Here is a 13,118-nt window from a genome sequence, read left to right as displayed (position 1 = left end):
ATCGTGCTCCATCTCGTTTGCATTGCGATGAGACGAAGATGGACCACGACGGGCTGAAACGGAATTGCACCCAACCTACAGCAGCTGTAAGGTTTTTTATGAGCACGACGATCTCGTGGGACGATCAGCGCATCTTTCTCGCCGTGTTGGAGACCGGTAGCCTGTCCGGTGCGGCACGCAGTCTCGGCCTTTCGCACCCGACAGTGCGGGCGCGGATCGAGGCTTTGGAGCACGGTCTGGGCACAGTCCTGTTCACCCGCTCGGTCAATGGGCTGACCCCGACGGAAACAGCTGAGGCGCTGCGGGACGCTGCCCGCACAATGGCCATGGCGTCCGACCTCTTCGTGCGCCAGGCATCGGCGCCTCACGGCACGATCGCCGGAACCGTTCGCATCAGCGTGCCCGATATCATGGGGGTCGAAGTGATCCCCGCCATGTTGCAGACGCTGCGCGAGAAACATCCGGCGCTGCGGATCGAACTATCGCTCAGCAACGCCCAAGCGGATCTCCTGGCGCATGAAGCCGATCTGGCGGTGAGAACGGTGGCTCCCAAGCAGAACGCGCTCGTGGCCCGGAAGGTCGCGGCGATTCCACTCGGCCTTTTCGCCTCGCCCGATTACGTCGCCCGGCGCGGCGTGCCGGAAAACGTCGATGACCTTGAGCACCACGATCTGATCGGGTCGGACCGCAATCAAGTTGATCTGGCCCTCGCTGCAAGCCTCGGTCCCCAATTCGAGCCGAACCGGTACGTTCTGCGCACCGATAGTCACCCGGCGCAGGTGGCGGCGGCGCGTGCCGGCGTTGGGATCGCAGTCTGCCATGTGCCACTGGGCAATGCCGATCCGCGCCTGATCCGAGTGCTGCCTGATTTTGTCATCCACGTGCTGGAAACCTGGATCGTGACGCATGAGAACCTGTCGCGGGTGCCACGCGTGAGAGCGGTATTCGATCACCTCGCTGCTGCCTTCAATCGGATGAGGAACCGCAACTAAGAGACTCTCTCAGTAGGAAGTGGAACCAGGTGACGTCTGGTTGCTCACTTCTTACAGGACAGCTCGTACCCGGTGCTCCAGTTCCTGCCATCCAGCGAGTACTGGCCGAACATGTTCACCTCGCCTGGCGAGACGATGGTCTCGGTGTCCCTGATCTCCATCTTGCCCATGGGGCCGCTCGACTCACCGGTCCAGATGATACCGTCCGTGGACCCAGACACGGCGTGACCGCCCAGGTTGTCAACGATGACGTTCACCCACTTGCTCGATGATGGGTCGAACGTGCGGTACGAGTTGAAGTTGTACTTGTACTTGCCGGACGACACCACGAACTCGGTTTGCAGCCATGCCTTGTCGAGGCCGAGGCTGACGTTGAGGGTAACCGTGCTTGGGCTAGCCGCTCCATCGGCCCCGTAGATCGATCCGCTACAACGCCACGTCCCTGCCAGGGCCTTGGCGGCGTCAGCCAGCGCGGACGCCGCAGTGATGGCGGGCTCGGCCTTGGGTGTCGTGGCTTTCGCGGCGGTGGTGGGCGCCTTCAGAAACTTGCCTCCGCATCCGAAAAACACAGGTGAGCAGGCGATGGCGGCGAGCAAGAAGGCGGACGGACGGATGAACATGCTTGACTCCGGGGGGGATGGTTATGCAACAAGGTTGCATCTACTACCGTCTCTCGCCCTGCGGGAAGGGCGCCGCTTGCGCCCGGGTCGGCGGATCTTTCGGTCCTCTTGGGCGGAACGAACGCGAGGCCCCTCCGCCAGAAGGCCACGAGGGTGCTCACCATCCACACACCGACCAGCGCGAGCCCCTGCCCGTCCGAAGGCCGCCCAGGGCCGCTGACGGCGCATCCGCCCGGGTCCTGCTCAACGCCCTCCGCCAGGCCGGAGTTCTCTTCCAGCCAACGGTGGTAGGCGGGGATGAGCGTGTAGATGCCCCCGTCTCCGCAATCGGCGCCGCTGGGTGAATGGAGCGCGCGGGCACTGATGCCGAGCAGATGCGGCACTCCGTCGACCATCAGGAGCGCGGGTCCACCCGAGTCACCGGAGCAGCTGTCTGGTGAACCGGGAGCACCCGCCGAGAACTCCGTCGCATTCCGCTGCTGGAAGGGTGTCTCAGCGAAGTACAACGTGCCAGAAAAGCGACCCCGTTCGTCTCGCGCGCCGTACCCGGCGATCACCACGGGCGTGCCAGGGAGCAGGAGGACGTCCAGCGCCTCGGGCGGAAGCAGTGGAACCACGGGCACCGTCTGCACGGGAGTCTCGAGCAGCAGGAGCGCGATGTCCTCCGCCCGGTCGAGGTCTCCGGCGTTGAACGTGCCGGGCACTGGGAAGCGCGGGTGCCGGATGACCTTCCGGATACGAAAGAGCTGCGCGGGCGTCGCATCCCTCACATCGAGCGCACCCGCCAACACCTGGAGATTGGCGGGCCCGAGCTCGGCGGCGATCTGCCCGGTGGCACCGTCCTGCAACACGACACAGTGAGCTGCGGTGACGACAGTCGTCGGGGAGATGAGGACCCCCGAGCACTCCTGGACGCCATCGCTGTCCAGCACGGCGACGGTGCCGAAGAGACGGTCGGCCGTCGCGGGTCTTCCGTCCTTGATCGCCTGGGAACGCTGCTGGATGACAAAACTCGTGGAGGGGACGTCCGAGCACCCCGTGCCGCCACCGAGGAGCAGACTCGCAAGAACGATCGAGCACTTCTTCATGGGCCTGTGGATGTCCCCTCTCCCTCTGGGAGAGGGCTAGGGTGAGGGTATTTCCCTAAAGTGCGTCACCGTGCGAAGCGGGGCGAGGAGCACGGAGCTGAATACCCTCACCCCCCGCCCTCTCCCAGAGGGAGAGGGAGCATGCGCAACTCGTTACTGGCACTCAGCGACGTCGGAGCAGGACTGCTTCGACAGCCTGAAGCCATCCACAATCGGGATATGGGCGAAGATCGCCGCGCACTTCGTGGCCGCCCAGATACCCGCCGTCTTGAACTCGTTGCAGTGCCACTTCTCCGAGAAGGACAGGGTACCGCGGCAGCACCACGTCGCCGCCCGCTGGGAGGAGTCCGTGGACTGATCAACCCGCTCGGCGACCGAGAGCCAGTTCGAGCGCAGCTCGGTGAGCCGGGCATCGAGGGTTCCGCTCGAGTGCTGCTTCTCCATCAGGCGGAAGGTGGGCTCATAGGACTCGAAGTAGAGCTCGATCACCTCCGACCCAACCGCGAGCAGCTCCCCGGAAGAGGCCCGCTGATCAATGAGCGCGAGCAGGTTCTGAAGCTCGCTCCGCTGCCGGACAACCTGCGCCTGCGACCAGACCTCGTCCCATTCGGCCGAGAGCGCACCGGAGGCCTGCCGCAGCTCCAGCTCCGCGCCAATGTCCTCCACGGTCCGCAGCAGCAGGGCCGGCGTGACGACCTGCGAGGACTCGGGCGGCGGCGCGATCGTCTCGTGGTTCTGCTCGGGGGTGTCGCTCGTTCCGCAAGCGGCGGTGAACATCGTGAACACAATGGACAGGGCAATGGCGTACTTCTTCATGTTGAACCTCCTGTGACGGGGAAATCTCCGAGCTCGGGCAAAGAGGTAGCACGCGAGGCGTGACTGGAAGATGACTGGGAGTCGCTGGCAATCACAGTCTTGATTCCCTGTTCTTGAAAGCTTGAGAAATCCTTCACGTGTACTGGCTTTGCTCCGAGTGAGCCTCGCCCTGTTTCTTGACTCGCGAGGGTCCGCCCTCACAGTGCGGCGCGTGTCACGGCGAGGATGGAGGGTTGAAGTCAGTGCCGCGGCTGCCCTGTTCCTGGCGGCCTGCGTCTCTGTGAGAGGGCGGCCCGCGGAGGGCCCGCTCAACGAGGCCCAGATCTATCTGCGGGCCTGGGCCGAGGGCGACTATGCCGCCCTGAGGCACGTGGTGGCCGATCCACCGGCCAACCTCGAGGAGCAACACCAGCGCTTCCGAGAGGACCTGCGCATCCTCTCGTCCCGCTTTGAGCTCGGCCGCGTCCATCACGAAGAGGACAGCGCCGTGGTCACCTTCCGCGCCATCCACGTGCTGCGCGGACTGGGCGAGTGGGAGGTGAACAGCGCGCTGCGCTTCGTGCGCCGCGAGGGACTCTGGTGGGTGCGCTGGACGCCAGCGGTGCTGCACCCCGAGGCCCGCGAGGGTGACCGCTTCTCCCGCACGAGGACTCGCTCGGAGCGAGCGGAGATCCTGGATGGAAAGGGCCAGCCCCTCACCCATCTAGGCGAGGTCATCACCATTGGCGTCGAGCCCCGACGCATTCAAAATCGCGCCGCCGTCGCCTCGGCGCTCCAGTCGCAGCTGGGTGTGGATCCAGTGCGGCTGCAGAAGGTGCTGAACGCGCCGGGCGTAGCGCCCGATCACTTCCTGCCCATCATCGACGTGCGACCCGAGCGCTACCAGCTGGTGCGCCCGGCGTTGGCACCCGTGCCTGGCATCTTCTTCCGCCGCAAGAAGAACGTCCGGCTCTCCCCGGCCGAGGGCTTCGCAGCGCACACCTTGGGCCGCGTGGGAGAGGTGACAGCCGAGCTGCTCGCGCAGTTGGGCCCGACCTATCAGCCGGGAGACCTCGTGGGGGTGTCTGGGCTGGAGCTGGCGTATGAGCCGCAGCTCGCGGGAAGCCCCTCGGGCGAGGTGCGCCTCACCCACCCGTCCGGCGAGGCGCGCGTCCTCCATCGCTTCGAGGGGACGCCGGGCACGCCGCTGCGCACCACGCTGCTCCCGGAGGTGCAATCCGCCGCGGAGATGGCGCTCGAGGGAGTGGCTCAGCCCGCGTCGATCGTCGCGGTGGACACCGCCACGGGCGCTATTCTGGCCATCGTCAGCAGACCGCTCGAGCAGCCCTTGCACCGGGCGCTCACCGGCCGCTACCCGCCCGGCTCGACGTTCAAGGTTGTCACGTCGGAAGCACTGCTCGCCAAGGGACTGGGCGCGGATGCCCCGGTGTCATGCCCCCCCGCGGTGGCCGTAGGCGGTAAGCAGTTCCGCAACTTCGAGGGCGAGGCGTTTGGGAATACCCGCCTGCGCACGGTCTTCGCCCACTCGTGCAACACCGCCTTCGTGATGCTGGCCGCCAGCCTTGAACCAGACGCGCTCGGAGCCGCGGCCCGCCGCTTCGGATTCAACGTGGAGTACCAGGTGGGCCTCCCGTCTCCCGGTGCCTCGTTTCCCGAACCCCGGGACGAGACGGAGCGGGCCGCAGCCGCCATCGGACAGGGACGCGTGCTGGCCACGCCGTTGCACATGGCCTCGGTTGCCGCGGCCGCCGAGTCGGGCAGGTGGCGCGCGCCCTACCTCGTGGCCAACATCGAGGAGCATCCGAGCGCCTCGCTCTCGCCTGGCACCCGTTCGCCCCTGCACGCGCTGATGCGCGCTGTCGTCACCGAGGGCTCGGGCCGAGCGGCTGCAAGCATACCGGGGCTCGCTGGCAAGACAGGCACCGCCGAATTCGGGAGCGGCACCCCGCTGCCCACGCATGCCTGGTTCATCGGCTTTCACAAGGGCGTTGGCTTCGCCGTCCTGGTGGAGGGCGGAGGAGTGGGCGGTCGCGTCGCCGTGCCCATCGCCGCGAGGTTCGCCGCGGCCTTGTGACGTATCCTTCTCGCCCATGCGCGCTCTCTTGATCGGGTCTGGCTCGCGTGGCGACTTCCAGCCGATGCTCGCACTCGCGGTGGCGATGCGGCGGGCTGGCCACACGGTGACACTGCTCGGCTCTCCCGTCTTCCAGGCGGAGGCCGAAGCCTTCGGTATCTCCTTCGGGCCGTGCGGTCACGACGTGCGGGAGATCCTCGCCAAGACGCGCGAGCAGACGCGCACCCCACTCGGCTTCGTCAGAACGCTCAACTCGATGCTCGAGAGTGAGTTCGAGCTGCAGCTGACTCACATCGAGCCGCGAGTCCAGGGCGTGGACCTGGTCGTAGGCGGAGGCGCGGTCATGGCAGCGCACCTGCTCGCGGACGCGGCGCGAGTGCCGTACCGCTACATCGGGTACACGCCACAGATCCTCCCCTCCTCGTACCACCCGATGATGATGGTGCCGATCACCCGGTCGCCACGCTGGCTGAATCGGCTCCTCTGGAGGGTCTCGGGGGGTTTCTACAACCGCCAGATGGACAAGCGTTACAACGCACATCGGACGCGGCGTGGCCTCCCCCGTGACGAGGACATCTTCAGCTCCATCTTCCCCCGCGAGAAGACGCTGCTCGCCTGCGATCCGGAGTTGCTCCCAGCGCCGCCCGACCTCGCGGATATCCCTCAGGTGGGCTCCTTCGCGCTGCCCGATGACCGGCCGCTCCCGCCCGACCTCGAGGCGTTCCTGAGCGCTGGGCCCCCGCCCATCTACGTGGGCTTCGGGAGCATGCCGGACGACGATCCCCAAAGAACCACACAGCGGGTCCGAGAGGCCGCGCAGAAGGCCGGTGTGCGGCTCCTGCTGTCCTCGGGGTGGTCGGGCCTCGGTGGCGGCGAGGACCTCGGGCCCTCAGCGCACGGAGTGGGCCCCGTGTCACACGGGCTGCTCTTCCCGCGGCTTGCGGGCTCGGTGCACCACGGAGGGGCCGGAACCACCGCGGCATCGGCGCGCGCGGGCATCCCCCAGCTCCTGGTGCCGCACGCGTTCGATCAATTCATGTTCGCTCGCCAGGTCCACAAGCTCGGCCTGGGCCCGCAGCCGATTCCCAAGGGAGCTCTGACCGTGGATCGGCTCGCCGAGGGACTGCGCGAGCTCGCCAACAACGGACCGATGCGAGAGAAGGCCCGCGCCACTGGGGAGAGCATCCGGAGCCGGGATCCCTTGCGAGCCGCTGTCTCCTGGCTCGAAGGAGCCCTCACCAGACACAAGGGAGCAACGGCCCGCTCGGCATGACCGCTGTGGAGTACGAAGACCGTCCGATAGCGCGCCGTCGTCCGTAGGTCTTCATGCATGGCGACCCACATCTCGACGGTGGGTGCGAACATCTCGGGCAGGATGCGGACGAGACCCGAGCGTTGGGCAAGCGCGACATGACAAGCGCCAATGCCACAACCCGCTCGGATCGCCGCGAGCTGAGCCAGGTCGTTATCCGAGCGGAACGTGAACTGCTCGCGCGTGAGCGGTTGGCCGCCCAGTTGGAGCGTGCGCGTACCCGGAACGCCCACGTCGAATCCAACGAACGCATGCTCATCCAGCTCGGACGTTGATTGCCGCCGAGCAGCAACATGCCGAGCTCGGCAGCGCGCTGGCCCGGTTCCGCCAGGCGGTCGCGGACGGGAAGCTCCTCTGGCACGAAGGGAAGCCCGACCAGAAACCCATACGTCTCACCGATGTCCTGGGGCTGGCCCTGCCCTACGCGATGAAGGCCCGCCACGCCGAGCTCGCCCAGGCGCTCACGCAGGTGGTGGACGGAACCGGCGCTGATCGAGCAGCTGGAGCCTGGGGGAGATGTGACGGTGGAGCTCGGCGGATCGCTTCCGGGGCACGCCACCTACTGTCCCCTCCTCGCGAACCGCGGCACTCATCCCGGGTGCCACCTTCATCCTTATCGACGGTGGCCACTCCCCCTTCAAGGAAGGGGGTACCTGTCTGGCCAACGTGGTGGACCGCTTCGCCCGAGGCGAGCGCACCTTCAAGCTGGACTGCTTCCGCACCGGAGGCGGAAACGGCACCTGATCACGGCGGGTACGGTCTCAGTCAGGTGATGACATGCCCATCGCCGCTCGCCCACGCGTTCGCGCCATGAGGTGAGGCGTGGGCGAGACAGGAGGCGCGCTCGTGAAGGACTGCTCGCCAGAGCGAAAGCGATCCATGTAGTGGACATTGGCCACTCCCACGCGGAAATAGCTCACCGTTTGCAGCAGGCTCTGCGCCTGCGCCGCCATCTCTTCGGCGGTGCCCGACAGCTCCTCGGCCGACGTCGCGTTCCGCTGCGTCACCTCGTTCAGCTCGTTCATCGCCTTGTTGATCTGACCGACGCTCGACGACTGCTCGCTCGAGGTGGCGGCAACGTCCTTCACCAGCTGCGACGTCGTACCGATCGCCGGGACGAGCTCACTCAGCCGTTGGCTCGACTTCTCGGCGATCTTCACGCTGTCCGACGCGACCGTGACGATCTGCTTCGCGGCGCTCTGGCTTCCCTCCGCGAGCTTGCGGACCTCGGACGCAACGACCGCGAACCCCTTTCCTTGCACGCCCGCCCGCGCGGCTTCGATGGCGGCATTCAGCGCGAGGAGGTTCGTCTGATAGGCAATCTCCTCGATGACGGAGATGCGCGAGGCGATCTGCTTCATCGCACCCACCGTCTCGGCCACCGCCCGGCTGCTCTCCTCCGCCTCGACCGCTCCCTTGTACGCGATCGCCTCCACCTGGCGGCTGCTGTCGGCGTTCTTGATGATGGATGCGCTCATGGACTCGAGGCTGGTCGTCATCTCCTCGAAGGTGGCGGCCTGCTCGCTCGTGCTACTCGCGAGAGACTGGGACGTCGTCGATACCTGCGATGCGGCCGATGAGAGCGCCACCGCGCTGTTGCGGACCTCGCCAATCACCTGCGCCAGCCGGTCGCGCATGGAGCGGAACGCATCGGAGAGAATGCCGATCTCATCCTCGGAGCGGTGGTTCAGTTCGACGGTCAGATCGCCGCTTGCGATGCGGGTGGCGACGGAGGAGATCGTCTCGAGCGGCTTCGTGACACGGCGGATCACGATGAGGACGGCGACGCCGAGCGCGAGGAGCGAGAGCGCTCCGAGAGCGAGCGTGAACTCTCTCAGCTCGCGAGCCGGCGCGAGCACCTTGTCGAGGGGGGCGAAGATGGCGAGCGCCCAGGGCGTCACGGTCTCACCGACGCGGAGCGGAACCACCACCTCGATCGTCCCGGTGCCGAGCACCTCCGAGTGGACCCGCCCGGTGAGCGCGCTGACGCTTGAGAGAGCGGTCTTCACCAGATCCTCGGCGGGAGAGGTGCCGAGTTGCTTCCCACGTCGCTCCGCGGACGGGTGCGCAACGAACGTGCCGTTGTTCGAGACAAGCACCGCGTACCCTGTCTCGAAGGGGGTGATCTCCGAGACCTGCTTCTGGATCTGATCGAGTGAGAGATCAACACCGACGACACCGACGACCTTGCCATTGAGAAGGATCGGCACGGACACACTCGTCATCAGGACCGGCTTGCCCGCCACGGTGTAGACGTAGGGATTGATGATCGTCTCTTTTCCGCTCCTGCGCGCGAGGAGGTAGTAGTCACCCGCGCCTTCCTTCTCGTAGTCGGCCAGTGGCTCCAGCGTGATGTGTCCACCGCCACGGTTCCAATACGGGATGTAGCGTCCGGTGGCGTCCGAGCCCGGCGTGTTCACGTATTTTGCGTCGAGTCCGTCGAACGCATTCGGCTCCCATCCCGTCCAGAGGCCAAGGAGCTTGGGGTTCTCCTCGAGAACCTTCTGGAGCGACATGTCGGCGAGCCGGCGATCGGCCAGACCGGCGGCCTTCTGGGCCGCGAACGCCTGCGCGAGCGTCCGGACGGGGATGATCGCGGCATCGAGCTCCGCGTTGATGATCTGCGCATGGCGCTCGGCCATCTGCATGGCGGTCTGACCCGCCTGCTCCTCGGCGACCCGCGAGGACTGGTGGTTGACGACGAGAACGAGAATACCGAGCGTGATGCTGATGACACCACAGAGGGCAACGAGGAGTTTCGCTGCCAGGCTCTTGGTGAATCGCAGGGTGGTGGGAGTTTCTTGGCTCATCCAGCTCAGAAGTAGAGCATGGGGCACGTGGTTGGCTTTGAGTGCGCCGTACAAGACAGCGCTCGGCTGGCTCCTTGCTCTTCTGGGATGCGCCACCAGTAGCGATTCGTCAGCCTATGGCAGCTCCTCGACCATCAGCAGATTCTGACCACGGTTCCAACCGAAGTGGTTGGAGCCACAAGTGACTCCATCTGAGCCCACCGTGGTCGACCAGATGGAGAACACGTGATTGCCGGGCGTCAGGTTCGGAATGATGCACGTCAGGTTCGCCGGGTGATGGTGATCCTGACCAACATTACCCGAAACCCACGCATGCTGGCTATTGGTGCACCCGGTGGGCTGGTAGTCGACATACAATTGGAAGAAGCCCCAGCGCCCGTTACAACCGGCAACCGCACGGAACGTATCCGAGTACGTGACCTTCACCGACTTTCCACCAGTGCTGACGTTGTGGATGATCTGCCGTGCTCCGACACCCGCCCAACCTCCAGAGATTTCCCCGCTCCCAAAGCTCATGTTCGAGTAGGTGCGCCCTGTATTCGAAACCTCCTCGACGAGGAGGAGCGGGTTGCTACGCTCCCAGCCCAGATAGGCCTCACCTGCTGAGTTCGCCGAGAGCGCAACGTCCAGCCTGTGCTGAGCTGCCGAGACGTTCGGGAGGATACAGGTCATGACGAAGGGATTGTGGAGATCACCACCGGTTCCCTGTGCATCGTACTTACCCGTGTAGCAGCTGGTGTTGATACCATCGAGCCGTACCATCACGGTGCCCCAGCCACCATTCTGGTTATACCCCACGCGGAGCGTATCCGCGAGCGTTACCTTGAGCAGAGTGGACGCGGACTGCTTCGTGAACGTGACTTCGCGCCCACTTGCCTTGACGTACGCCGTGCTCGTCGTGGTGGTCGGAGAGCCCGCTTTTGAAAATGCGTAAGGCTGTGTTCCGTCAATCTCTTCGGCGAGGAGCAGCGAACTGCCGGCCGTTCCAGCGCCGACGTAACTGGTTCCTCCGCTCGCGAACGACCACACATCGAACTCGTACAATCCCTTCGGAAGCTGATCAGTGAGGCAGACGTTTGCGAACGGCAGATGATGGTTCTGGTTCCAGCCAGATGTGTTCGAATTGTGTTGCCGAGCATCGCAACCCACCCAGCTACCGTTCATGCGCACTGAGTACCAACCGCTTCCTCCGTTGTAGTTGACACCAACCCGGAAGTTGTCGGAGACAGTGAGCTTGATTCGTGACTGATCGCTGGTCTTGTAGATCGAGACCCGGCGCGACACGGGGACCCACAGGTTGGTGATCTCACCGGAGCCGTAGCTTTCCCGGGGGTTGCTCGCCCACTTCGTCCGGAAGAGCTCGGCGGCGCTGCACACGAACTGGGTCGTCGTGACCTCGGAATCACTCAGCGTCTTGTCGCCATTCAAATCGAGGCCGCTCTTCACGGCCGTACCGCCGTACGCGCAGTTGGGACCCGAGGCTACAGGGTCGAGCCGCACGAGGGAATTCTTGCCATTCTGACCATCGGCACCGGGAAGTCCGTTGCACACGAACGTGGTATTCGTCACTTCGCTCGTGTCGAGAGTTCCGTTGGCGTTCGAGTCGAGACCACTCTTCACGGCCGTGCCGCCCAGGGAACAATTCGCACCAGGCGGTTCGACATCGAGCCTGATGAGCGAACTGGCACCGGTCATTTCCGCCAGGCTGTTGCAGACGTACTGTGTCGTCGTTACCTCGGTGCTCTCCAGCTGTGCGTTGGCGTTCACGTCGATGCCCCCGAGCACGGCCGTTCCACTCCGCGAACAGTTCATACCGGAAGGCTCGGGGAGCAGCTTCACCAGGTACGCACTCCCGCTCTTCCCGTCATCACTGTTGCAGATGTACTGCGTGCTGGAGACCTCGGTGTCGCTCTGGATTCCGTCGGCGTTCGTGTCGAGGCCGGACAGGACAACGGTCCCACCGGAAGCGCACTTCGCACCCGCGGCCTCGGGAATCAGCCTCACGAGCGACATACTGCCGTTCTGATTGCCGCCACCACTGCACACGTAGGAGGTCTGCTCCACCTCGTCGTCGTTCAGGGAGCCGTCCTCGTTATCGTCGAGGCCGGTTTGGATGGCGGTGCCACCCTGCGGGCACCTCGCTCCCGGCGGCTCCGGAACGAGCCGAACAGTCGCATTCTTGCCATTGGTGCCGTTCTGTCCGTCTACGCCTCGAACGTCCGAGGGCGAGGAACAGGCTGCGAACGCAAGAAACAGGCCGGCCACGGCGGACCGGTGCCAAATCCCATGCTGGTACATTCGAGTTTTCCCCCTAATAGCTGACTCGCGGGACAGGTCACAGCGCGATCCTTCGCGTGTCAGCGATTAGAAGAAAACTTCATCTACCCTGTCAGGGTCAAGCCACCTGCCTCGAAGTCTGATCGCCTGTTGGACCGACGCCAGAGGGTGCAGAAGAATGACATTCGTTAAACAGGAGAACAGGCTCGATTTGATTGTTATATACAATCAAATGCAAGTGTTCATTTTGATTTCTGCGATGCGGGGTGAGACGCGGGTGACGACTACCCTCACCCCCCGCCCTCTCCCAGAGGGAGAGGGAGCTACAGGAACATCGAGGGGTCGAACTCGTCCACGCGTACCGGGAGCAGGCGCGGCAGGGGTCTCTGGAATACCTTTGCATTCAGCTCGAGATCGATGATCTCCAGCCCAGCCGGGACAAGCTCGCGGAACCGCTGACTCATGTACTCGCGCAACCCGAGCAGCGCTACCTGTCGTTTCTCCTCGAGCAGCGCGCGCAGCGCGTCCGCGAAGTCGGCCCCGTCGTGGCTCGCGAGCCCCACCGCCGCCCCGCGGCGCTGCGTGCGGATCGCCTCCAGCAGCTTGAGGATGCCCAGGTCCACCACCTTCTGATCGGGCCGGCCATACAGGAGCGCTACGTCACAGCCTGCCGTCTTCAGTGCCCGCACAAAGCCGAGCATCACGTCCGGCAGTTGCTCGCCCTTGGCGTTCAGCACCACCACACAGCGCACCGGAGCCGGGAAGTGGCTCTCACAGAAGGCCACCAGTCGATCAAACTGCATACGGTCCTGGGCCTCGGGCTTTCGACCCACGACATTGGACACGGCCCAGTCGACGTTCTCGGCGTCGATGAGCACATAGGAGGCTGCGGGAGGGCGTGCGGAGAGCATGCCCGGAGAATACCCGGAACATGACCTGGCGCCCCTTCCCATGCGCCGAGCCAAGGCAGGCCTCAGCGGAAAGCTCGGAAGCGCTCACCCTCCTCCGACGGGGGCTCCTGCTGAGGAAGCGGGTGGAGCATCGAGCCTCGCGAGGGCCCCCGGTGCACGGCGGAGGGGTCTCGGCCTGCTGCGCTACCTGGAGCTGCACCTCTCCCAGCTCGTCAAGC

Annotated in this window: 10 protein-coding genes; 4 read left to right on the top strand and 6 right to left on the bottom strand. The window is 65.1% G+C overall.

Annotated elements, in window-relative coordinates; translation table 11 throughout:
- The first annotated feature begins 98 nt into the window (after positions 1-98).
- A complete protein-coding gene (locus F0U60_RS00535; protein ID WP_395812785.1) occupies positions 99-992 on the top strand; it encodes a LysR family transcriptional regulator in 894 nt (297 codons plus the stop codon).
- 44 nt (positions 993-1,036) lie between these two features.
- On the opposite strand, the gene F0U60_RS00530 is transcribed toward F0U60_RS00535, so the two are convergent.
- The 3 genes from F0U60_RS00530 to F0U60_RS00520 form a co-directional block, all read right to left on the bottom strand.
- Positions 1,037-1,612 carry a DUF1579 family protein gene (locus F0U60_RS00530; RefSeq protein WP_395812783.1) on the bottom strand — a complete coding sequence of 192 codons (576 nt, stop codon included), beginning with the start codon at positions 1,610-1,612 and terminating at the stop codon, positions 1,037-1,039.
- A complete protein-coding gene (locus F0U60_RS00525) occupies positions 1,531-2,700 on the bottom strand; it encodes a S1 family peptidase (RefSeq protein WP_395812781.1) in 1,170 nt (389 codons plus the stop codon). The genes F0U60_RS00530 and F0U60_RS00525 overlap by 82 nt, the downstream gene beginning before the upstream one ends.
- 153 nt (positions 2,701-2,853) lie before the next feature.
- Positions 2,854-3,516, bottom strand: coding sequence for a hypothetical protein (locus F0U60_RS00520; protein WP_395812779.1), 663 nt, complete (start codon positions 3,514-3,516; stop codon positions 2,854-2,856).
- A gap of 202 nt (positions 3,517-3,718) precedes the next feature.
- On the opposite strand from F0U60_RS00520, the gene F0U60_RS00515 reads away from it, so the two are divergent.
- From F0U60_RS00515 to F0U60_RS00505, 3 genes are all read left to right on the top strand, one after another.
- On the top strand, positions 3,719-5,590 hold the full coding sequence (locus F0U60_RS00515) for a penicillin-binding transpeptidase domain-containing protein (RefSeq protein ID WP_395812777.1): 1,872 nt from the start codon (positions 3,719-3,721) through the stop codon (positions 5,588-5,590).
- 16 nt (positions 5,591-5,606) lie between these two features.
- Entirely contained in the window at positions 5,607-6,863 is a 1,257-nt protein-coding gene (locus F0U60_RS00510; protein WP_395812775.1) for a glycosyltransferase, read from the top strand.
- A gap of 137 nt (positions 6,864-7,000) precedes the next feature.
- Entirely contained in the window at positions 7,001-7,177 is a 177-nt protein-coding gene (locus F0U60_RS00505; RefSeq protein ID WP_395812773.1) for a hypothetical protein, read from the top strand.
- A gap of 486 nt (positions 7,178-7,663) precedes the next feature.
- On the opposite strand, the gene F0U60_RS00500 is transcribed toward F0U60_RS00505, so the two are convergent.
- The 3 genes from F0U60_RS00500 to F0U60_RS00490 all read right to left on the bottom strand — a co-directional run bounded on the left by F0U60_RS00500 (position 7,664) and on the right by F0U60_RS00490 (position 12,900).
- Positions 7,664-9,712, bottom strand: a complete 2,049-nt coding sequence (locus tag F0U60_RS00500) for a methyl-accepting chemotaxis protein (protein ID WP_395812771.1) — start codon at positions 9,710-9,712, stop codon at positions 7,664-7,666.
- A gap of 114 nt (positions 9,713-9,826) precedes the next feature.
- Positions 9,827-12,010: a hypothetical protein gene (locus F0U60_RS00495; RefSeq protein ID WP_395812769.1), complete on the bottom strand. Its 2,184-nt coding sequence runs from the start codon at positions 12,008-12,010 to the stop codon at positions 9,827-9,829.
- 302 nt (positions 12,011-12,312) lie between these two features.
- Positions 12,313-12,900 (bottom strand): NYN domain-containing protein, encoded by a 588-nt coding sequence (locus tag F0U60_RS00490; protein WP_395812767.1) that lies wholly within the window; start codon positions 12,898-12,900, stop codon positions 12,313-12,315.
- Between the last annotated feature and the right edge of the window lie 218 nt (positions 12,901-13,118).

Origin of the sequence: Archangium minus, from assembly GCF_044360475.1 — a bacterium.
Classification (GTDB): domain Bacteria; phylum Myxococcota; class Myxococcia; order Myxococcales; family Myxococcaceae; genus Archangium; species Archangium minus.
This window is presented reverse-complemented; position numbering and strand designations above follow the sequence as displayed.

What these genes read in the sequence shown, in the direction of transcription:
- F0U60_RS00535 (WP_395812785.1), top strand. Translation starts at nt 99, where the DNA reads ATGAGCACGACGATCTCGTGGGACGATCAGCGCATCTTTCTCGCCGTG.
- F0U60_RS00530 (WP_395812783.1), bottom strand. Translation starts at nt 1,612, where the DNA reads ATGTTCATCCGTCCGTCCGCCTTCTTGCTCGCCGCCATCGCCTGCTCA.
- F0U60_RS00525 (WP_395812781.1), bottom strand. Translation starts at nt 2,700, where the DNA reads ATGAAGAAGTGCTCGATCGTTCTTGCGAGTCTGCTCCTCGGTGGCGGC.
- F0U60_RS00520 (WP_395812779.1), bottom strand. Translation starts at nt 3,516, where the DNA reads ATGAAGAAGTACGCCATTGCCCTGTCCATTGTGTTCACGATGTTCACC.
- F0U60_RS00510 (WP_395812775.1), top strand. Translation starts at nt 5,607, where the DNA reads ATGCGCGCTCTCTTGATCGGGTCTGGCTCGCGTGGCGACTTCCAGCCG.
- F0U60_RS00505 (WP_395812773.1), top strand. Translation starts at nt 7,001, where the DNA reads ATGACAAGCGCCAATGCCACAACCCGCTCGGATCGCCGCGAGCTGAGC.
- F0U60_RS00500 (WP_395812771.1), bottom strand. Translation starts at nt 9,712, where the DNA reads ATGAGCCAAGAAACTCCCACCACCCTGCGATTCACCAAGAGCCTGGCA.
- F0U60_RS00495 (WP_395812769.1), bottom strand. Translation starts at nt 12,010, where the DNA reads ATGTACCAGCATGGGATTTGGCACCGGTCCGCCGTGGCCGGCCTGTTT.
- F0U60_RS00490 (WP_395812767.1), bottom strand. Translation starts at nt 12,900, where the DNA reads ATGCTCTCCGCACGCCCTCCCGCAGCCTCCTATGTGCTCATCGACGCC.